Consider the following 18,625-nt stretch of genomic DNA (forward strand, 5'->3'; position numbering starts at 1 on the left):
CGATCATGAAAAGCACGATCAGCGCCATTCTTGCGTCTTGTTTGCTCCTCGGCGTCGCCTCCGAGGCCCGCGCCGACACCTGCGACACCGTGCGGGGGACCGATCCCGGGGTGATGACGAGCTTCTGGTGCACGCAGCCGTGGATCGACTTCTACTGGGATGCGTACGACTTCGACAAGGGGGACTGGGACGACGGCTTCGGCTGGGAGGCCGCGTGCGACCGGAGGCGGCCGCTGGCGCGCACGTTCCAGGCGATCCAGCTGCTCAACTATGCGTCGCCGAACGAGGCGCTCAAGACGAACGACTTCAACGGCAACATCCTGCGCTGGGGCGGCAACTACACGATCCGTGAGTTCGACGAGCTCGACGCGCGGTGCGGGGACGGGTCGAAGCGGGCGTACACGACCTGGGGCGGGTTCGACGACTACACGGAGCTCTACATCCCGTTCTTTTACAACGAGAACGTCGTGGAGCGCGCCGGGACGCTGATCCACGAGGCGCGCCACGCGGACTGGTGCGGCCACAGCGGCAACGACGGCAGCAACAAGTGCCCTGCGAAGAGCGAGTCGTGCGACGAGAAGTACCTGGATGGGTGCTCCGGGATCGGGTCGCCCAGCGGGCGGGGCGCGGCCGGCTACCAGGTCCTGTGGCTGTGGTGGTACGCTTTCGAGGCCGACGCCCAGCACAGCTCGTCGACGATGAAGGCCTTCGCGAGGGACGAGGCGAACCGGATCCTGAACACGATGTTCGACGTCAATCCCTGCTTCAACATCACGAGCAATGGCAGCAAGATCATCACGTGTTAGGCGGCTTTTGCTCGGCGGCCTCCTGTGGGGCGCGCTGTGCCTCGCGGGGTGCGCCGGGCACCCTGGCTCGGACATCCCGCCGGCGCCCTGGGCGCAGCTCGAGGTGAACCGCGGCGCAGGCGAGGAGACCGTCGTCTGGATCGAGCTGAGCGGCACGTTCGAGGGGCACCAGGGGACGACGGCGCTCCGCGGAGAGCTCACCGCCGAGCAGATCTCGGGTCTTCGAGAGCTGTTCCGGGACGAGCGGCTCGCGATCTACCGGAGCGACGCGCTGCCCGCCGACGGCAGCGTCGACCTCGCGGGCACCGCCGAGCGGCCGATCTTCCGCGTCGTGGTGCGCGAGGAGAGCGACGCGATCCGGGCGGGCTCGGAGAAGCTTTCGGCGTATTTCGCCGAGGGGGCGCAGCGCGCCGAGACGACCGAGATGCTGCGGGAGGTCAAGGCGATCCTCGCCGCAGCGGCGCCGGTCCCTTAGAGCGACCGACGGCGTCCGGCGCGCCCCTGTCGTTAGCGTCTACAACCGACGCTCGATCCCTCTGCACGCCGAGCCTGACCGCAGCGTGCCAGCGTCAAGGACAATGGCCAGGCTCATCGCCCGTCGCCGCTGCTGTCCGAACGGTCTCGACGGTCGCGAATCGTCGTCACGGACGGAACTACGCACATCCGAGACGTGCAGGACGAAATACGGATGGTATCCGGACGTCTGCATTATGACAGTGCGCTAACCTACCGTCAGTCCGGTTCCGGTGTACAAACCGCGCATGGAGCTAGCAATCTTCCTCATCGCGCACTCCACGTTCGCGGTCTTCTTCCAGACCTTCTTCCTGCACCGGTACGCCTCGCATCGGATGTTCACGATGTCGAAGCGCTCCGAGCGAGTCTTCCATCTCCTCACGTACCTGACGCAGGGCTCCTCGTACCTCGTCCCCTGGGCCTACGCGATCTTGCACCGCATGCACCACGCGTACAGCGACACGCCGAAGGACCCGCACTCGCCGCGGTACTTTGCCGAGCCCGCTTCGATGATGTGGCGAACCAAGAAGCTCTACGACGCCATCTGCGACGGCGCCGCCGACGTGGAGCCGCGCTTCCGCGGCGGCTACCCCGAGTGGCGCACGCTCGACCGCATCGGCAACTCGTGGTTCAGCCGCATCTCGTGGGGCGCGGGCTACGCCGTCATCTACATCGTCTTCGCCTCGCACTGGTGGCAGTTCCTGTTCGTCCCGCTGCACTGGACCCTGGGCCCGCTGCACGGGGCGATCGTGAACTGGTGCGGCCACCGCTACGGCTACCGCAACTTCAACAACGACGACGGCTCGCGCAACACGCTGGCGCTCGATCTCGTGACGCTCGGCGAGCTCTTCCAGAACAACCACCACAAGTACTCGATGAGCCCCAACTTCGCGGTGCGGTGGTTTGAGATCGACCCGGCCTATCAGGTCATCCGCGTGTTCGCCTGGATGGGCATCCTCCAGATGCCCGACAAGCGTCAGGTCGCCCGCCTGGAGCCCGACGCCACGCGGGCCGACGGATAGGCAGCCCGCTCCGGAGCAGCGCCTTCTCGGCGTCCCTCGGGCGATACCTGAGAAGCTCCCGGGAAAGCCTCGCATCAGCGGGCATATCCGCAAAACCGGCGCCCGCTTCATGGATTTCTCGACGATGAGCTCGGGCGTGGACCTCGAACCTTCACCAGGCGATCACGCACAACCATTGCGACATGCTAGAGGCAGTCCCCATGACGCCCTCAGATCGTCCTCACGTGCCGTCGAGCCTCTCACGCAGTCAGCCGATGCCAGCCGGCGAAGCACTGCGCAGGCTGCGAGACGGTAACCGCCGCTTCGCCCAGAACGTGCGGAGCGTCGACACCATGCTCAGCCAGGCCGCGCGCAACGCGCTGGTCGCAGCCCAGGCGCCGATCGCGATCGTCCTGTCGTGCTCGGACGCGCGCGTCCCGGCCGAGCTCGTGTTCGATCAGGGGCTCGGGGACCTGTTCGTGGTGCGCGTTGCCGGTAACGTCGTCGCCCCGACGCTGGTCGGCAGCGTCGAGTATGCGATCGCTGCGTTCGGCACGGCGCTGGTGATCGTCATGGGGCACACGCACTGCGGCGCGCTCGCCGCGACGCTGGACTGGATGACGGAGCGCGGCGCCTCGCCCTCCGGGGCTGTCCACGAGATCCTCGCGCGGATCAGGCCGGCGGTCGAGGAGGCAAGGCAGCCCGGCCTCGACCGCGCGGCGATCCTCGCCGCGGCCACGCGCGCCAACGTGCGCGCCTCGGTTCGGGAGCTCAGCCAGAGCGGGCGGCTGGTCGAGATGGTCGCGCGCGGCGACGCCGTCGTCATCGGCGCCGAGTACTCGCTCGCGACGGGCGCCGTGGATTTCTTCGACGACGTCCCGACATGAGCGCCCGGCGCGTCCTGCCCGGCTCGGACTTCTGGCACGAGGCGTTCGCGCTGCAGGGCGCCGTCGCAGCGCGGCTCCTGCCGCGGATGCTCGTCTTCGCGCTGGCGGCCGTCGCCTCCGTGCTGGTGCACCAGCGGGCACCTTCCGTCGCCCTTCGGCCGGAACCGATCGAAGCGTCGACCGTGGTACTCGGCCTGCTGCTCGTCTTCCGCACCAACGCAGGCTACGCGCGATGGTGGGAGGCCCGCGCGCTCTGGGGCAGCATCGTGAACCAGGCGCGCAACCTGACCGTATCCGCCTTCGCCTACGGGCCGACCGACGCTGCGTGGCGGCAGGCGATCACCCGGTGGGTGGCCGTCTTCGCGCATGTCACGCGTCGCAGCCTGCGCGCCGAGCGGGCGCTGCCTGAGGTCGTGATGCTGGTCGGCGCGCCCGACGCCGCCGCGGTCGCGGGGGCGGAGCACATGCCCAGCTACGCAAGCGCCCGCCTTGCAGTGCTGCTGCGCGATGCTCGTGACCAGCACCACATGGACCCCTTCGCGTTCCTGCAGCTCGATCGCGAGCGGGTCAGGCTGCTCGAGCACGCCGGTGGGTGCGAGCGGATCCTCGCGACGCCGATCCCGAGCATTTACTCGTTCACGACCCGCAGCTTCATCGCCGTCTACCTGCTGGCCCTGCCGCTGGCCCTCGTGTCATCGATCGGCTGGTTCACGCCCATCGCCGCGCTCTTCATCACGTATCCCATCCTGGCGGTCGAGCAGATCGGCGCTGAGCTTCAGATCCCATTCGCGATCACGAGCCTGAGCCATCTGCCCCTCGACGAGATCTGCGGTACGATCGAGCGCAACGTGCTGGCGGCCACCGTTGAGGTGCCGCTACCGCCCGGCAGCGCTCCGACGCGTGGGCAGAGCGACACTCCGCCGCACGAGCTCGTCCGTTGATGCCGGCGCGCCCACGATCCTTTGAGGCCTTCTGCCCTCGACGAGGTGAACGAGCTGGTGCTTTCGTCCTCCGGATCCGCGTCACTCCTCCCGGATCAGCGCCTCGATCGCCTCGAACACGCGCGGTACGACAGGCAGGCTCGGATCGGTGTACGCGTCGGCCTGCGACGCGTTCGACAGCGTCGCCTCCTTGAGCGTGTGGCTCATCCCCTCGACGATGACGAGCGTCGCGTCCGGCCGCGCGCCGGCGAGCCGCTCCGCGTCCTCGACCTTGGTCTGGAGATCGGTCGTCCCTTGCAGGAGGAGGATCGGCGCCGTCACGGCCGCGAGCTCCACCGCGGGGTCGTGCTTCATCCAGGAGATGACGAACGGCTGCACGCTCGGCCGAAACAGGCTCATGAACACCTGACTTTGCGGGATGTCCGTGACGGGCTCCCCGGCCTCGAGCTGGTCGAGGATCGCGTTTGCCCTCTCGCGATCCGCGTCCGGGAGCACTTCGAGCTGATCGCGCAGGACATCGCCGATGGGCCGGCCCGCGCCGGCGATCGAGACGAACCCGTCGATCTCGGTCTCCCGGGCGACCAGCATACCGAGCAGCGAGCCCTCGCTGTGCCCCACCACCGTGATCGTCGCGAAGCGCCCGTCCTCCCGGAGCTTCTTCACCCACAGGCCGGCGTCGTCGGCGCCCATCTCGAAGAGCAGCTCCTGCTCCGTCCGGGGGGCCGCGGAGACGCTCGCGCCGATGCCGGCCTTGTCGTAGCGAATCGACGCGATACCCCTGTCCCGGAGCCCTTCCGCGAGGAGCCTGTACGTGTCCGGCTCGATGCCCGCGGCGACCTGATTGCCGTCCCGGTCGGTCGGCCCCGAGCCGGGGATGATCACGACTGCAGGGAACGGCCCGCACCCGGCCGGCACCACCAGCGTGCCAACCAGCGTGCCTCGTGCGTTGTCGACCGTGGTCCTGGCGCTGGACGCCGCCGGACACCCCGGCGCGTCCGGCGTTGTCGGCGTCTCCGTGCCAGGCACGTCCGTGTCGTCAGGGAGCGCGCCGCTCCCGCCGGCGGACGACGCGCGCTCTCCGGCGCCGCAGCCCGCGCAGAGGGGCGACGACGCGAGCGCGGCGGCGCACGAGACGGCGAGCGCGGCGCGGCGCGCCGGGACCACGAGAACCGATCGCAATGACATGACGAGCCCTCCGAGGATGAGAGAGAGGTGCAGCGCCGCCCGGGGCGCACCGGTGCGCCCTCGCGGTCGCGCGAGCACCAGAGAGCGCGCCGCGCGAGCGGGGCGGCGCGCCGGGGAGGATCGATGACTCAGCCGAGGTGCGCGAGCGCGACCTTCGAGAGGATCTCCGACAGGAGCACGAGGCCGATGAGCCCCGCGATCAGAGGCGCGCCCCGCAGGCCAGAGGCGTTCCTGAAGCCCCCGACGAGGAGCGTCAAGGACCACACGAGACACACCGTCCCGAGGACGGCGATGACGGCCAGCTCAGGGGTGAACGCGGGCGCGCTCGCCGGCAGCCGCGGGGCGAGCAGGCCGAGCGCGACGGCGGCGAGCGCGAGCGGCGCGCGCGACAGCCCGATCACCCCGAGAAAGTCGACGAGCCGCACGCGGCGCCGCAGGAGCCGCGCATACGTCCAGAAGAGCAGGGCGGGCAAAGGCCACGCGACGACCTGCTCGAGGAGCGCCGTCCGGTACGGGATGACGGCAGGTGCCGCGTGCAGGTCGAGGAAGCCGTCGAAGCGAACGCCGAGCCTCGTGACGGCGACGCTCAGCGCGGCGACGGCGAGCCCCGCCGCGGCGGCGAGCCCCCCGCCGAAGCGCTCGAATGGATTCAGCGCGAGCCGCCATCCGCGCACGGGAGGCCGCGGCGACATCGTGGCGAGCAGCCGCTCGCCTTCCGCGGGCTTGATGACGTTGTCGCGCACGAGCGCGCGAACTCTCTCGTCGGGCGTGGTCATCATCATAATCCCACCTTGCGCAGAGCCTCCTCGGCCTCCTTCGCGGAGAGCCTCCCCTTCTCGAGCGCATCCAGGATCTCGTGCCGGCGCCGCGCGATGCCCTGCTCCAGCGCGTCGAGCCGGCCAATGATCTCGTCGAGGCGATTTCGCACCGTCGGATAGCTGATCTGAAGGACCTGAGCCATCGCCTTCAGGCTGCCTGAAGAGCGCACGAACGCGGTCACGAAGGCGAGATCGTCCGGCGACAGCTGGAGCAGCGCGGGGATCTCGAACTGACCGTCCAGGTTGGTTCCGCAGCTCTGGCAGCCGAGCCGCGTCGCGCGCAGCTCCCCATCACAGCTAGGGCATCGGACGACAAATCTTGCCACGGGATGAGTGGATTATCCTCACCGAGGTCAATATTGTCAATGTCGAGGTGATGAAAATTGATCCGAAAATCAATTTTGTTTAAGAGCCGCCCTCGTCATGCGTTCGGCGCGGCTTCGGCCCGCCCGGGGCGCTGCGGCGCGTGCCGCTCGCGACGGCTCAGCGCCGCTGGCGACGCCGCGCGGACGCGAGCGCCGCGATGAGGCCGAGGCCGGCGAGGGCCATGGGCGCAGGGGCCGCGGGCGAGCCGGCGGCGCGGCAGCTGCAGCCGTCATCCCCCTCGGCCATCTCCACCTCGTCCGTGCCGCCGGTCCCCGCGCCGGTGGAGCCGGCGCCGGAAGCGGCGGAGGAGGAGCTCGAAGCGCTGGGGCCGGGCGCCACGTCGCCGCCCGCGCCGTCGCTGCCGCCCGTGGCGCCGCCGCCCGCGGTCCCGGTGCTCCCGCTCCCGCCGGAGCCGCCCGCGCCGCCTTCACCGCCCGCGCCGCCTGCGGCGCCGGAGCCGCCCGCGCCGCCGGCGCCGCCTTCCCCGGAGGAGGGCAGCGCGGGGCGGACGTCCTCGAGGGTGTCCCCCTCCACGGCGTCATCCAAGACGATGACGGGGCTGTCCGTGAACTCGGACGGGTTGCGCAGCAGGCCGATCTGCGTGAAGTGCGCGTTGTTGTCGGCGAGCGTCTGCGCCTTCCCGCCGGTGACGACCTGCTCGCCGTCGAACCACACGTCGACGGAGCCCTGGTTCGGGTTCGTCGACCACCGGATGTGCAGCGCGATGCGGTGCCACACGCCGGGCGTCACCGCGCCGGCCGCCTCCCAGTGCACCTTGTTGTCGGGCTTGCGGGTGGCGAAGCTGATGCGCTGTCCGACGACCTCGAACGACATCATCTGGCTATAGCTATTCTCGGACTCCCAGTATCCGATCTGCGTCGGCGGGTCGGCCGCGAGCGCCTCGGGGAGGTAGAAGCTCCAGGCGAAGTAGGTCTGGGCGCCCTCGGCCGTGCGCCCGGCGGCCGGCTTGTGGTTCAGCTCGACGCGCTTGATGCCGTTCGACCACCTCGCGTCGTTGGTGAGCTGGACCTTCCCGGCCCTCGTGCCCTGGAGGACAGGCGACGTCACCACGGAGATGTGCTCGCCGTTCAGGGTCGTGTTCCACTGGTTCAGATTGCCCGTCTCGAAGTCTCCGGTCCAGACCGGCGCCGCGGAGGCGCCCGCGGTGAGCGTCGTCGCCAGCGCGGCCGCGGCCAGGGTGGAGAGCGAGCGGCGAGGTCGCCGCGCGAGGAGCGCCCGGGAGGGGGCGAGCAGGGATCGATGTGCGGTAAGGAGATCGGTAGAAATCATGGCGGGATTCGACGCGTTTTCCGGCCGGCAGTCAACCGGGAAGCCGCGCGCCGCCGCCGACGCGGCGCGGCTCGTCGGGCTCTCCAGCGCGTCCTCCAGCGCGTCGCGCGCGGCCGTCAGCGCTTCAGGCGGAGAGCTCGATCCAGAGCGCCCGAGTCTCGCGCGACCGGAGGTAGATGAGGCGCTCTCCGGTGTTGAGGGCGTCGCCGGGGCAGGTCCAGGGCTCGAGGCAGACGAAGTCCTTGCCCTGCAAGGTCCACACGACCCAGTGGGTGAACTCGGGCGAGCCGCGGACGGCGATGCGCACCCCCGCGGCGCCCTCGATCGAGAGCGCGCTCTCGGTGGAGCCGTGGTCGAGCAGGTGGAGGTCGACCTCGGGCCGGGTCAGGTCGAAGCCGGAGAACGGCGCTTCCCGCTTCGTCGTGTTGTCGAACGCGCGCGTCGCCCGCGTCTCGATCGAGGCGCGGGCCTTGTCCGCCTGGGGGACGGCGAAGTAGGGGTGAAACCCGGCGCCGAACGGCATCGGCGGCGCGCCGTCGCCTGTCTCGTTGGTGATGCGCAGATCGACGCGGAGCGCCCTGCCGCGCAGCGTGTAGGTGAGCTCGGCGCGGAAATCCCAGGGGTACTGCGCGCGCGTCGCCTCGCTCGACCGGAGGACGAGGCGCGCGTACGCGCCGCCCGACTCGAGGGTGCCACGGTCGTCGAGCGACCACGGCAGGGTGCGGGCGAAGCCGTGCTGGCGCATCTGGCCCGCCGCGCCGGCGGCGGACCAGGCGTCGCCGGCGAGCTTGCCGGGCGAGGGGAAGAGCACCGGGTTGCCGCCGCGCACGTTGGCGGTGCGATCGTCGAGCGTGCCGCGATCGAGGTAGAGCAGCGCGCGGCCGCCGACGGTCAGCTCGGTCAGGATGCCGCCGCGGGCCGGGGCCAGCACCGCGCGGCTCGCGGCGTCGCTGTCGGCGAGCTCGATGGTGGGAATCGCGCCTTCGACTTCCTTCACGCTGAACATGACTCCTCCGGTCTCTTCAGTTGCTTTGCAGCCACGCGAGCAGCCCGACGATCAGCGCGAGCGCCGCGATGGGCAGCGCGATCCACCCGAGGACCGCCGCCCAGCCGCGGCGGAGGGAGCGGCCGCCGCGATCCTCGCACGCGAGGCAGATCGCCCAGACGCGCGCGCCGCCCTCCGTGAGCACGCAGCAGTCGCCGCACACGGGCGCGCCGCAGCGCGCGCACGGCCCCGCCGCCTCGGCGCCGCAGCGCGTGCAGCGCGCGACGGCCCCGCCGCCGCCGTCGTGGAAGATCAGGCCGCCGGACATGGGGCTGCGCCCTCCGGCGGCGGAGACGAGCGCATCGACGAGCGCGGGGGCGCGTGACAGGCGGGCTCGCGGGTGGGCACGGACGTCTCCTCCGCCGCGATTCTGCAAGCTTTGTGGGCTCGAGACAACGCTGGAACCAGCAGGGCGCGCTGGACCCTCGGCAGGACGGCGCGCCACCCAGCGCTGCGCCGCGGGCGCCGGCGGTGCAGCGCAGCGAGCGTGCCCCCTGTCAGCAGTGCAGCGACCGCGGCTTCCGCTATCCTTGGGCCATGATCGTCGGCGAGGAGCTGGAGCAGCTCCGGTTGCTCCTCTGGAACAGGGAGGATCACGCAATCACGGAGGAGGAGGCCCTCGCGCTGTACGAGGCGAACCGGCAATGGGTCGATCGCGCCTCGATGAGCGAGCGCGAGCGGCGCTTCTTCGACTATCTCGTTGCGCGGTACGGCCGAGGCGTATTCAATGGCTGAGCGCGACGAGCACCGGCGGATCCTCGACCTGCTCACGTCGCTGGATGCAGCCTTGCTAAGGCAGTCCGAGTGCTGGTTTGCGGGCGGGACGGCGATATCGCTCCGCTGCGACGAATTCCGCATCTCGCGTGACGTCGATTTCCTCTGTGCCTCCCGCGAGGGGTACAGACAGCTGCGGCAGCGCGTCTACGGACGCCCGAGGCGAGGGCCGTCGTCGAGGCGAGGGTCGAACGGGAACGATGACACGCCCGAGCGGCCGAGGCGGCTCGCTTGTTCGTCGGTCGCGACAGCCCTCCTCAGCGCAGGCCGGGGAGGGGCAGGCCCGGGAGCGAGTTGCCGATCGCCGTGATGAGCTGCTCGTGCGTGATCGTCCCCGCGAGGCGGAACGGCACATCCACGTTGAGCGTCTCTCCGCCGATCGCGACGGTGCCGCTCACCTGGTACGGGATACCGCGGCTCTGCGCCGCCAGCGCGGCGATGCTCGTGAGGTCCTGCCACTTCACCGAGATCGGCGCCTCGATCCGGGTCCACTTCTTCGCGGGCAGCTCGAGCGGCGTGAGCGCGGTGACCGTGCCGACGTCGTACTTGCCGTCGAGCAGCACGCTCGCCTTCATCGAGCGCGTCGAGAGATCGATGCTGTTCGGGTTGTACGCCTGGATCTGGAGCCGCAGATCGATGCCCTGGACGGTGACGGCGGTCACCGTCGCGAGCTCGGGCTTGAGCGTCGGCGGCTCGGGGCGCGAGCACGCGACGAGGGTGACGGCGGCGGCGAGGAGAGGCGATCGCACGGCGGGAGATGTGGCGCGGATCTCCATGGAGCTCAACGGAAATCGGGCGCGCCACCGGGCCTCGTCCGCGGCCCGGTCCGCGGCCCGCCGGATCGCTCGACAGCCCCTGCGCGCGCCAGCGCCTCCGCCCCCGCGCGCGCCAGCGCTTCCGCCCCCGCGGGAACCCTTTCGATCTGCTATGCCCGGCGCATGGGCATCCTCCCGCTCGCCGAACGCCTCGCCAAGAAGGCGCTGAACAGGTCCGGGGTGCAGAGCCGCTGGGTCGACACGTCGGTCTGCCGGCTGCACCTCTACGATGCTCCGGGCACGGGCCCGCTCCCGACGGTGGTCCTGCTCCACGGCATCGGCTCCTCGGCGCTCCCGTACGCGCCGGTGCTGCAGCGACTCCGGGGGCGCGCCCGCCGCGTCATCGCCGCGGAGTCGCCGGGGCACGGGTGGAGCGCGGCGCCGGCGTCGGCGTTCACGCCGGAGTGCCTCGCCGCCGCCATGCACGAGCTGCTCGACCGCGAGCTCGACGAGCCGGCGATCGTCGTCGGCAACTCCCTCGGCGGCGCGGTCGCGGTGAGCTACGCGCTGAGCTCGCCGGGCCGCGTGCGCGCGCTGGTGCTCGCGTCGCCGGCCGGCGCCTGCATGGAGCAGGCCGAGCTCGCCGAGCTGCTCGGCGTGTTCAACCTGCGGTCGCGGGCCGACGCCCACGCGTTCTTCGCGCGCCTCTACCACCGCGTCCCGTGGTTCACCCCGCTCATCGCCGGCGACGTCGTGCGGACGTTCTCGCGCGAGACCATCCTCTCCTTCAGGCGCTCGGCCCGGTGCGATCACGCGTTCACGCCCGAGCAGCTGGGCGCGCTCTCGATGCCGATCCTGCTGATCTGGGGCCGCTCGGACCGCCTGATGCCGAGCGCCAACCTCGAGTACTACCGGCGGCACCTCCCTCCGCACGCGGAGATCGAGGAGCCCGAGGGCATCGGGCACTGCCCGCAGGTCGACGACCCGCGCCGCTTCGCCGAGCGGATCGCCGCGTTCGCGTGGGCGGCGCGCTCGACGGCGTCACCGGGCGCGGCGCCGTCGCCCTCGAGCGCGGCGCCGGCGGCGTAGGGGGCGGCGCCGGCGTCAGGCGTCCTCGGGGAGCGCGCCGTGCCGCTTGAGCAGGGCGCGGGTCAGGCTGCGGCGCAGCGGGATGATGCGCTCGCCGTCGCTGCCTGCGCCGAGGAGCACGGTCGCGAAGAAGTAGGTGTCTGCCCCGCGCTCGACGTAGCCGACCAGCCAGCCGGTGCTCGATCGCTCGTCCATCTCCATCCCCGTCTTGCCGCGCAGCGTGTAGGCCGGCGTCTGCTCCAGCACCAGGATCCGCTTCACGATGTCCATGCTCCGCGCGGAGCAGGGCAGCGCGCCGGCGTGGAGCCGCCGCAGGAAATCGATCTGCTCGTGCGGGGAGATGCGGAGCCCCCCGGTCAGCCAGAACTGGTCGATGCCCCCCGAGATGTCGCGGTTGCCGTAGCCGAGCGCGTCGAGGTGCGCCTGCATGCGCTCGGGCCCGATCCGGCGCGCGACCTCCTGGTAGAACCAGACGACCGAGTGCTTCATCGCCGACGCGAGATCGTGATCGCGGTTCCAGTCGGGCACGCGGCGCTGCACCCCGTCCCACCGCAGCGTGAAGCGCTCGTCCGGGATGACCCCTGTCTCCAGGCCGATGATCGTGTTCGGGATCTTGAAGGTCGAGGCGGGCACGTACCGCGCCGCCGCGCGGTCGGGGTTCACGACGCGGGTGACGCCCTGCGCGGCGTCGAACAGGACGAACGCGCCGTCCACGCCCTCCGCGCGGAGGAGCGCCGCCCCGCCCTCGTCGATCTCGGTCCGCGCCGCGGCCGGCGCGCTCGCGGCCGGCGCGCTCGCGCCGGGCGGGGCCGCCCCGCCGCTCGCCGCCGGGGGAGCGGACGGCGGCGGCGGCGCCGTGGCGCAGGCGCTCGCCGTCGTGACGATCGCGAGGAGCGTGCAGGAGAGCAACGGACGCGCCGAGGCCAGGGCGCGGCGCGAGAGGCATCCGGGGAGCGGAGAAAGCATGGCGCCCTCAACGCGGCCGGGGGCCGCGCGCATTCCCGAGCCATCGCCGCGATCGTCACCGCCGTCGCCGCCGCTCATTCCCGCGCCGCCGCCGCGGTCGTCGCTGCCATCGCCGTCCGCTCGCCCTCCGCGAAGTCGACGTCGATCCCGACGATCTTCATGAGCCGCAGCGCGTTCGCGCTCGTCACCACGCCGGGCTTCAGCTTGTAGTCGAAGGTCATCCTGTCCTCGACCACGAGCTCCTCGAAGTGCATGTTGCGCACCCGCCCTGCGGTCTCCTGCTCGAGCACGGAGAGCCCCATGTCGTGGGACGACACAGCGCCGATGGCCCCCCGCGCGACGAGGTGCCGCACGACCGCCCGCGCCCCGATCTGGCGCTCCCGCGCGTTCGTGCCGTGGAGGATCTCGTCGAGCAGGAACAGCACCCGCTCGCCGCCGTTCGCGCCGTCGACGACGCGCTTCAGGCGGGTCAGCTCGGCGTAGAAGTGCGAGACGCCGTGCTCGAGCGAGTCCTTGATCCGCATGCTCGTCCGCACGCGGACCGGCGAGAGCGACAGCGACGACGCGCAGACCGGCGCGCCCGCGAGGGCGAGGGCGGCGTTCACCCCGACGGCGCGCAGCAGCGTGCTCTTGCCCGACATGTTGGACCCCGTCACGAGCAGCGCGGCGCCCGCGCCCTCCAGCGAGACGTCGTTCGTCACCCGCCGGTCGCGCGGGAGGAGCGGGTGGCCGAGCCCCGCCGCCGTGAAGCGCGGCTCGCCGTCCTTCACGTCGGGGTACGCGTAGTCGGGGTTCTCGTGCGCGAACGTCGCGAGGCTCGCGAGCGCCTCCATGTGCCCGAGCGTCCGCATCCACGCCTTCACGTGCCGGCCCGCGCGCAGCTTCCACCGCTCCAGCGCGAGCGCGCACCACACGTCCCAGAGCAGGAAGAGGTTGGCGGCGATGTGGACGAGCCCGCTGTGGCGCAGGTCCGAGTAGCCGACCCGGCTCTCGAGCGCCGTCATCTCCCGCGAGGCGAGCACGCCCGAGGGCCCCGCGAGCTCGGCCTTGAGCTCGCGGAGCAGCGCCGACGAGAACGCCTGCTCCTCGACGCGGGCGAGGATCGGCCGGTACCGGGCGAACGGCGCCTCGCGCGACGAGGCCGCGGCGACGATCGGCTCGACCGCGGGCCGCAGCAGGACCAGCACGAGGATCTGGGCGGCCAGCGGCAGGAGGTAGGCGTGGCGGAGCAGCCCGAGCTGCTCCGCCGGGATGAACCGCGGCGCCGCGAGCAGCGCCAGCGTCAGCGGCACGAGCACCTTCGCCGCGGTCAGGAGCGCGCTCACCGGCAGGCCGCCGGCGCGGGCCTCCGGGCCGAGCAGCGCCGGGGGCGCCTCGGCCCACGCGATGAGCGGGCCGGCCTCGCGCCCGCGCGCCCCCGCCTGCATGCCCACCACCGCGAGATCCTCCCGGAACGCCCCGAGGCCGGCGAGCTCGCGCACCGCCTCCTGCCGCGCCGCCACGGCGGGCGCCGGGGCGGGCTCCGCGAGGAAGGCCGCGAGCGTGGCCTCGCCCTCGCCCGTCTGCGCCACGTTGAGCAGCTGGAACAGCGACGCCTGCCCGAACACGTCGAGATCGCCCGTGTAATCGTGGTCCGGCGCGGCGAACCGGTCGCCGCGCTCCGGGAAATCGGCGAAATCGCCGGCGACCCGCCGCTTGCCGCGCACGTAGAGGCCGATGCGCTGCTCGAGCTCCGTCATCCGGGTGACGAGGCGCGCGTGCGCGACGAGCAGCCCGAGGAACACCGCGGTCACCGCCCCGGCGGCGTACGCGACCCACCGCGGCACGTCGCCGAAGAGCGCGTACCCCCCGGCCACGACCGCCGCCAGGAACGAGACGCCGCGCAGCAGCGAGAACGTCTTCGAGCGGCGCTCGAGCGCGCCGGCCTCGGCGCGCAGGACCGAGAGGCGATCCTCGTAGGCGGACAGGACGTGCTGCGCGACGGCGTTGGGGGGCGGCTCCACGGGGCCCTCTCCATAGGCCACCGCCGGCCGTGCATCCAGCCGGAGGGGTGGTCCTCACACGAAGGCCACGAAAGCTTTGAAGCGTCCTGGCTGGCTGCTCGTACAATGCCGCCCATGGACCAGAACCTGCTGGAGCGCCTCAAGGCGTACACCGTCGTCGTCGCGGACACCGGCGACATCAACTCGATCGAGAAATTCCGCCCCCAGGACGCGACGACGAACCCGTCGCTCATCACGGCGGCGGCCCAGATGCCCGAGTACGCCGACATCGTGAGCGGCGCGCTCGCCTGGGGCCAGAAGGAGGCGGGCCGGGGCAAGGGGCCGGACGACGTCGTGGGCCTCGCGTTCGAGCGGCTCGCCGTCGACTTCGGCCTGCGCATCCTGAAGATCATCCCCGGCCGCGTCTCGACCGAGGTCGACGCGCGCCTCTCCTTCGACACCCAGGCGACCATCGAGAAGGGCCGGAGCATCGTGCGCCTCTACGAGGAGGCCGGCGTCTCGCGCAAGCGCGTCCTCATCAAGATCGCCTCGACGTGGGAGGGCATCCGCGCGGCGGAGGTCCTCGAGAAGGAGGGCATCCACTGCAACCTCACGCTGCTCTTCGGGCTGCACCAGGCGATCGCGTGCGCCGAGGCAGGCGTGACGCTCATCTCGCCGTTCGTCGGGCGCATCCTCGACTGGTACCTGAAGGACACCGGCCGCACGAGCTACGCGCCGGCCGAGGACCCCGGCGTCGTCTCGGTCACGAAGATCTACAACTACTACAAGAAGCACGGCTACAAGACCGAGGTGATGGGCGCGAGCTTCCGCAACATCGACGAGATCAAGGAGCTCGCCGGCTGCGACCTCCTGACGATCTCGCCGAAGCTGCTCTCGGAGCTCGCCTCCGCCCGCGGCGACCTGCCGAGGAAGCTCGACCCCGACGCGGCGCGCGCCCTGCAGATCGCGAAGGTCCCGATGGATGAGGCGGCGTTCCGCGCGATGCACGCCGCCGACCGGATGGCCAGCGACAAGCTGAGCGAGGGCATCGACGGCTTCGCGAAGGCGCTCGCCTCGCTCGAGGTCCTGCTCCGCGAGCGCCTCCAGCAGGGGGCCGCCTCCTAGCGCCGGCGACGCGCGACGCGCGGGCGCGGCGGAGCTCCGGGGAGCGGGCCCGGGCGCCGCGCGCCGCGTCTACCACGCGCGCCGCGCGCCGCGTCTACCCCGCGCGCCGCGCCTGCGTGCGCCTGCGTTGAGGAGTGGAGGCGCGGGAAGAAGGCGGAGGGCCGGCTTGCATGTGAGCCTCCCCGTCCTCTAGGATTCGTCAAACTGGACGAATCTCGGCAGCATTCGATCGCCCGCGCCGCGCGTGGTCGACTGCGGTTCTCCGGGAGGCTCCCCGTGGAGCCGCCCTTTTCGCGATGGCATCGAGGAGGCGACGGTGAAGCTCACGTCACAGGAGTACTGGGAGAACCACTGGAAGGGCTACGTCGGCACCGACGATCTGGGGGGCGGCTGCGAGATCTACGACGACGTCGCTCCGTTCCTGCCGCGCGGGGAGGGGCTGTCGTTCTTCGAGATCGGCTGCGCACCCGGCCGTATCCTTGTCGACTTCTGTGGGCGCCTGGGGTTCACGGCGTACGGCCTGGATTACGCCTGCGACCCGGAGGTCGTCGAGCAGGAGATCCGGAAGCGCGGCATCAAGGTCGGCAAGATCGAGAAGGGAGACTTCTTCAGCTGGAAGCCCCAGCAGAAGTTCGATATCGTTGCTTCCTTCGGGTTCATCGAGCACTTCGATGACGCCGGGGCGGTGATGGATCGGCACTTCGAGCTGGTGAAGCCGGGCGGCACCGTGGTCGTGGGCATGCCGAACTTCGCCGGCGGGCAGAAGGCGCTCCACTGGCTGCTCGATCGCAAGAACCTGAGAGGCCACAACACCCGCATCATGAACCTGCCGTTCCTGGAGGCCGCCGCCCGCCGCAACGGCGCCGAGATCGTCCAGGCCCGCTACACGGGCGGCCATTTCGATTTCTGGCTGGACGACGAGGCGCCGCTCCTGGCGCGGCGTGTCGTCTGGAAGGTCGTCCCGCCCCTCAAGGCGATTGCGCGCCGGGTGGTCCCCGGCGAGACGAACCCCTGGTTCTCGCCCTTCCTGTTCGCCATTTACCGTGCGCCCCTGCTGCCCGCAGGGACAGCCGACGCTTGATCCATTCCCCGATGAGCGAGCCGAGCCAGAACGCCGCCACCCCGCCGGTCGTCCGCGACGCAGACGCCGATCACCGCTTCCGCGAGAGCGCGCGGCGCCACGGCTGGGATCCCGACGATCCGTGGGTCGGGGGGTATGCCACGTGGGAGTGGCGCCGCAGCCGCCACGCCTACGACGACCTCTTCACGTCGGTCCGCGGCAAGAAGGTGCTCGAGTTCGGCTGCCACTTCGGCGGAACCTCGGTCGTGCTCGCGGCCCTGGGCGCCGAGGTGACCGCGCTCGACGTCGACCCCATGTACGTCGAGCTGGCGCAGCTGAACGCCGAGCGCCACGGGATGTCGGACCGGATCCGCGTTCATCACGTCCCCGACACGACCGCGATGCCGTTCGCCGACCGGGAGTTCGAGCTCGTCTCCTGCAACAGCGTGCTCGAGTACGTCCCGCCCGAGCGCCTGCCGGCCGTCCAGCGCGAGATCGATCGGGTGCTCGCGCCGTGGGGGTTCATCGTCATCCTGGGCACGAGCAACCGCCTCTGGCCGGTCGAGTGCCACAGCCGCCGTATCCTGATGAACTACGTGCCTCGGGCGCTGCGCCCGCTGTTCCCGGGCAGGTCGATCTACAGCGTATTCCCCTGGGAGCTCCGGCGCGGGTTCGGCGACTATGTCGACATCTCGCAGCAGGATCGGGGCCGGCTGATCGTCGACCTGAAGGCCAAGATGGGGCTGTCCGGGCCGCGGCTCATGGCCTTCTCGGCGGCGAACCGGCTGCTCGGCCCGCTCGGGATGCACGTGGGCTTCGTGTCCCCGACGATCACGATGGTTCTTCAGAAGCGCGGTGAGGGAGGAGCTGGCGATGGCTGACGGGAGGACGCGGGTCTACATCACCGTGGACGTCGAGTGCGCCGAGGAGCGCATCCTGGGCGATACCAAGTCTCCCGCGATGGGCTACGACCTCCGGATCTGGGGTCGCTTCGTCAACCAGCGCGAGCCCCTCGGCATCGAGCTCATCATGCGCGAGCTCGAGGCGTACGGCCAGCGCGGGACGTTCTTCGTCGAGGCCATCGGCTCGTACAGCTTCGGGATGGACGGGCTGACGAGCGTGTGCCAGGCGCTCCACAGCCGCGGCCACGACGTGCAGCTGCACGTGCACCCCGTGCAGCGGCGCGCGGACTGGCACACCCGGGGCGAGCCCCGCGTCTCCGACGACATCGCCGACTACCCGGTCGAGGAGCAGACGCGGCTCCTCCTCGAGGGGCGCGACCTGCTCGTGCGCGCGGGCGTCCCGGCGGGCGAGCTGCTCGGCTACCGCGCCGGCAATTTCGGCGCGAGCAACGACACCTGGCGGGCGATGAAGCGGGCGGGGCTCGTGCTGAGCAGCAACTACAACCCCTGCTACTTCAGCAAGAACTGCAAGATGCAGTATCCGGGCGCGCGGCTCGGCCTCTTCGAGACGCCCGAGCCGGGGGTGTACGAGCTGCCGGTCACGAACTTCATCGAGCCCACGAGGCGCTTCAGGCACCTTCAGATCACGGCGGTGACCCTCGACGAGATCAAGCACTGTCTCCTCCGCTACCGCGCCCTCGGGGTGAAGGAGGTCACGCTGGTGACCCACTCGTTCGAGTTCTATTTCCTCGACTCGGCGGAGGCGCGCCGCGGCTTCCCGAACCGGCTCAACGTCGAGCGGCTCCGCGGGCTCTGCCGCTTCCTCGACGAGAACTCGAGGGATTTCGAGGTCGACACCGTGGGCGCCCTCGCGCGCCGGCTCTCGGACGCGGCGCCTTCCACGCACGGGGAGCGCGGCGTCGACGAGGGCGCGCCGCCCTCGCTGCAGTTCCCCCACTCCAACGCGATCCACCACGCCCGCCGCGTCGTCGAGCAGGCGTACAAGCGCGTGGCGCAGCGGCTCACGTTCGGCTAGCCCCGTCGGCCAGGGGCGGCCGGGCTCCTGCGCCGCCGTACGGCGCGAGGCGCGAGGCTGATCGCCGCTCACCCGGCGCCCGCG

Annotated in this window: 21 protein-coding genes; 12 read left to right on the forward strand and 9 right to left on the reverse strand. The window is 71.2% G+C overall.

Translation table 11 applies throughout. The features are described 5' to 3' along the window. Positions 1-5 precede the first annotated feature (5 nt). From WMF22_RS07935 to WMF22_RS07955, 5 genes are all read left to right on the forward strand, one after another. Entirely contained in the window at positions 6-806 is an 801-nt protein-coding gene (locus WMF22_RS07935) for a hypothetical protein (RefSeq protein ID WP_437298504.1), read from the forward strand. 7 nt (positions 807-813) lie between these two features. Next, on the forward strand, positions 814-1,281 hold the full coding sequence (locus tag WMF22_RS07940; protein ID WP_437298505.1) for a hypothetical protein: 468 nt from the start codon (positions 814-816) through the stop codon (positions 1,279-1,281). Between the two features lie 286 nt (positions 1,282-1,567). After that, positions 1,568-2,341 carry an acyl-CoA desaturase gene (locus tag WMF22_RS07945; RefSeq protein WP_437298506.1) on the forward strand — a complete coding sequence of 258 codons (774 nt, stop codon included), beginning with the start codon at positions 1,568-1,570 and terminating at the stop codon, positions 2,339-2,341. A gap of 254 nt (positions 2,342-2,595) precedes the next feature. After that, positions 2,596-3,207: a carbonic anhydrase gene (locus WMF22_RS07950; protein WP_437301543.1), complete on the forward strand. Its 612-nt coding sequence runs from the start codon at positions 2,596-2,598 to the stop codon at positions 3,205-3,207. Further along, complete coding sequence (locus WMF22_RS07955; protein ID WP_437298507.1) at positions 3,204-4,148, forward strand: bestrophin family protein; 945 nt, start codon at positions 3,204-3,206, stop codon at positions 4,146-4,148. The genes WMF22_RS07950 and WMF22_RS07955 overlap by 4 nt, the downstream gene beginning before the upstream one ends. An 81-nt stretch (positions 4,149-4,229) precedes the next feature. Here WMF22_RS07955 and WMF22_RS07960 read toward each other — a convergent pair whose 3' ends face one another. The 6 genes from WMF22_RS07960 to WMF22_RS07985 form a co-directional block, all read right to left on the reverse strand. Continuing rightward, complete coding sequence (locus WMF22_RS07960) at positions 4,230-5,333, reverse strand: alpha/beta hydrolase (protein WP_437298508.1); 1,104 nt, start codon at positions 5,331-5,333, stop codon at positions 4,230-4,232. A 128-nt stretch (positions 5,334-5,461) separates the two neighbouring features. Beyond that, positions 5,462-6,115, reverse strand: coding sequence for a YIP1 family protein (locus WMF22_RS07965; protein WP_437298509.1), 654 nt, complete (start codon positions 6,113-6,115; stop codon positions 5,462-5,464). Further along, entirely contained in the window at positions 6,112-6,477 is a 366-nt protein-coding gene (locus tag WMF22_RS07970; RefSeq protein WP_012234087.1) for a DUF2089 domain-containing protein, read from the reverse strand. The genes WMF22_RS07965 and WMF22_RS07970 overlap by 4 nt, the downstream gene beginning before the upstream one ends. A 157-nt stretch (positions 6,478-6,634) precedes the next feature. Next, the gene (locus WMF22_RS07975; RefSeq protein ID WP_438035373.1) at positions 6,635-7,807 is read right to left on the reverse strand and encodes a polysaccharide lyase; all 1,173 of its coding nucleotides are present in this window, start codon (positions 7,805-7,807) and stop codon (positions 6,635-6,637) included. Between the two features lie 124 nt (positions 7,808-7,931). Continuing rightward, positions 7,932-8,813 carry a galactose mutarotase gene (locus WMF22_RS07980; protein WP_438035374.1) on the reverse strand — a complete coding sequence of 294 codons (882 nt, stop codon included), beginning with the start codon at positions 8,811-8,813 and terminating at the stop codon, positions 7,932-7,934. Positions 8,814-8,829: 16 nt separating this feature from the next. Continuing rightward, the gene (locus WMF22_RS07985) at positions 8,830-9,120 is read right to left on the reverse strand and encodes a hypothetical protein (RefSeq protein WP_437298512.1); all 291 of its coding nucleotides are present in this window, start codon (positions 9,118-9,120) and stop codon (positions 8,830-8,832) included. A gap of 269 nt (positions 9,121-9,389) precedes the next feature. On the opposite strand from WMF22_RS07985, the gene WMF22_RS07990 reads away from it, so the two are divergent. Both WMF22_RS07990 and WMF22_RS07995 read left to right on the forward strand, forming a co-directional pair. Further along, positions 9,390-9,587: a hypothetical protein gene (locus WMF22_RS07990; RefSeq protein WP_044964272.1), complete on the forward strand. Its 198-nt coding sequence runs from the start codon at positions 9,390-9,392 to the stop codon at positions 9,585-9,587. Then, complete coding sequence (locus WMF22_RS07995; protein ID WP_437298513.1) at positions 9,580-9,936, forward strand: nucleotidyl transferase AbiEii/AbiGii toxin family protein; 357 nt, start codon at positions 9,580-9,582, stop codon at positions 9,934-9,936. Before WMF22_RS07990 ends, WMF22_RS07995 begins: the two co-directional genes overlap by 8 nt. Here the strand turns inward: WMF22_RS07995 and WMF22_RS08000 are convergent. Then, positions 9,884-10,375: an LEA type 2 family protein gene (locus WMF22_RS08000; RefSeq protein WP_437298514.1), complete on the reverse strand. Its 492-nt coding sequence runs from the start codon at positions 10,373-10,375 to the stop codon at positions 9,884-9,886. The two genes, WMF22_RS07995 and WMF22_RS08000, sit on opposite strands and share 53 nt — an antisense overlap. A 189-nt stretch (positions 10,376-10,564) precedes the next feature. Between WMF22_RS08000 and WMF22_RS08005 the strand changes: the two genes are divergently transcribed. After that, a complete protein-coding gene (locus WMF22_RS08005; RefSeq protein ID WP_437298515.1) occupies positions 10,565-11,470 on the forward strand; it encodes an alpha/beta fold hydrolase in 906 nt (301 codons plus the stop codon). Positions 11,471-11,485: 15 nt separating this feature from the next. On the opposite strand, the gene blaOXA is transcribed toward WMF22_RS08005, so the two are convergent. Together blaOXA and WMF22_RS08015 are read right to left on the reverse strand one after the other, a co-directional pair. Further along, complete coding sequence (gene blaOXA / locus WMF22_RS08010) at positions 11,486-12,436, reverse strand: class D beta-lactamase (protein ID WP_437298516.1); 951 nt, start codon at positions 12,434-12,436, stop codon at positions 11,486-11,488. A 74-nt stretch (positions 12,437-12,510) separates the two neighbouring features. Next, positions 12,511-14,439, reverse strand: a complete 1,929-nt coding sequence (locus WMF22_RS08015; protein ID WP_437298517.1) for a MutS family DNA mismatch repair protein — start codon at positions 14,437-14,439, stop codon at positions 12,511-12,513. A gap of 114 nt (positions 14,440-14,553) precedes the next feature. Between WMF22_RS08015 and WMF22_RS08020 the strand changes: the two genes are divergently transcribed. From WMF22_RS08020 to WMF22_RS08035, 4 genes are all read left to right on the forward strand, one after another. Further along, positions 14,554-15,543, forward strand: a complete 990-nt coding sequence (locus WMF22_RS08020) for a transaldolase (RefSeq protein WP_437298518.1) — start codon at positions 14,554-14,556, stop codon at positions 15,541-15,543. 316 nt (positions 15,544-15,859) lie between these two features. Next, the gene (locus tag WMF22_RS08025; protein ID WP_437298519.1) at positions 15,860-16,624 is read left to right on the forward strand and encodes a class I SAM-dependent methyltransferase; all 765 of its coding nucleotides are present in this window, start codon (positions 15,860-15,862) and stop codon (positions 16,622-16,624) included. A gap of 11 nt (positions 16,625-16,635) precedes the next feature. Continuing rightward, positions 16,636-17,484 carry a methyltransferase domain-containing protein gene (locus WMF22_RS08030; RefSeq protein WP_437298520.1) on the forward strand — a complete coding sequence of 283 codons (849 nt, stop codon included), beginning with the start codon at positions 16,636-16,638 and terminating at the stop codon, positions 17,482-17,484. Continuing rightward, positions 17,477-18,541: a polysaccharide deacetylase family protein gene (locus WMF22_RS08035; protein WP_437298521.1), complete on the forward strand. Its 1,065-nt coding sequence runs from the start codon at positions 17,477-17,479 to the stop codon at positions 18,539-18,541. Before WMF22_RS08030 ends, WMF22_RS08035 begins: the two co-directional genes overlap by 8 nt. The last annotated feature ends 84 nt before the right edge of the window (positions 18,542-18,625 follow it).

Source organism: Sorangium sp. So ce204 (genome assembly GCF_051526795.1).
GTDB classification, from domain to species: Bacteria; Myxococcota_A; Polyangia; order Polyangiales; family Polyangiaceae; genus Sorangium; species Sorangium cellulosum_B.

What these genes read in the sequence shown, in the direction of transcription:
- WMF22_RS07935 (WP_437298504.1), top strand. Translation starts at nt 6, where the DNA reads ATGAAAAGCACGATCAGCGCCATTCTTGCGTCTTGTTTGCTCCTCGGC.
- WMF22_RS07945 (WP_437298506.1), top strand. Translation starts at nt 1,568, where the DNA reads ATGGAGCTAGCAATCTTCCTCATCGCGCACTCCACGTTCGCGGTCTTC.
- WMF22_RS07950 (WP_437301543.1), top strand. Translation starts at nt 2,596, where the DNA reads ATGCCAGCCGGCGAAGCACTGCGCAGGCTGCGAGACGGTAACCGCCGC.
- WMF22_RS07955 (WP_437298507.1), top strand. Translation starts at nt 3,204, where the DNA reads ATGAGCGCCCGGCGCGTCCTGCCCGGCTCGGACTTCTGGCACGAGGCG.
- WMF22_RS07960 (WP_437298508.1), bottom strand. Translation starts at nt 5,333, where the DNA reads ATGTCATTGCGATCGGTTCTCGTGGTCCCGGCGCGCCGCGCCGCGCTC.
- WMF22_RS07965 (WP_437298509.1), bottom strand. Translation starts at nt 6,115, where the DNA reads ATGATGATGACCACGCCCGACGAGAGAGTTCGCGCGCTCGTGCGCGAC.
- WMF22_RS07975 (WP_438035373.1), bottom strand. Translation starts at nt 7,807, where the DNA reads ATGATTTCTACCGATCTCCTTACCGCACATCGATCCCTGCTCGCCCCC.
- WMF22_RS07980 (WP_438035374.1), bottom strand. Translation starts at nt 8,813, where the DNA reads ATGTTCAGCGTGAAGGAAGTCGAAGGCGCGATTCCCACCATCGAGCTC.
- WMF22_RS07985 (WP_437298512.1), bottom strand. Translation starts at nt 9,120, where the DNA reads ATGTCCGGCGGCCTGATCTTCCACGACGGCGGCGGCGGGGCCGTCGCG.
- WMF22_RS07990 (WP_044964272.1), top strand. Translation starts at nt 9,390, where the DNA reads ATGATCGTCGGCGAGGAGCTGGAGCAGCTCCGGTTGCTCCTCTGGAAC.
- WMF22_RS07995 (WP_437298513.1), top strand. Translation starts at nt 9,580, where the DNA reads ATGGCTGAGCGCGACGAGCACCGGCGGATCCTCGACCTGCTCACGTCG.
- WMF22_RS08005 (WP_437298515.1), top strand. Translation starts at nt 10,565, where the DNA reads ATGGGCATCCTCCCGCTCGCCGAACGCCTCGCCAAGAAGGCGCTGAAC.
- blaOXA (WP_437298516.1), bottom strand. Translation starts at nt 12,436, where the DNA reads ATGCTTTCTCCGCTCCCCGGATGCCTCTCGCGCCGCGCCCTGGCCTCG.
- WMF22_RS08020 (WP_437298518.1), top strand. Translation starts at nt 14,554, where the DNA reads ATGGACCAGAACCTGCTGGAGCGCCTCAAGGCGTACACCGTCGTCGTC.
- WMF22_RS08030 (WP_437298520.1), top strand. Translation starts at nt 16,636, where the DNA reads ATGAGCGAGCCGAGCCAGAACGCCGCCACCCCGCCGGTCGTCCGCGAC.
- WMF22_RS08035 (WP_437298521.1), top strand. Translation starts at nt 17,477, where the DNA reads ATGGCTGACGGGAGGACGCGGGTCTACATCACCGTGGACGTCGAGTGC.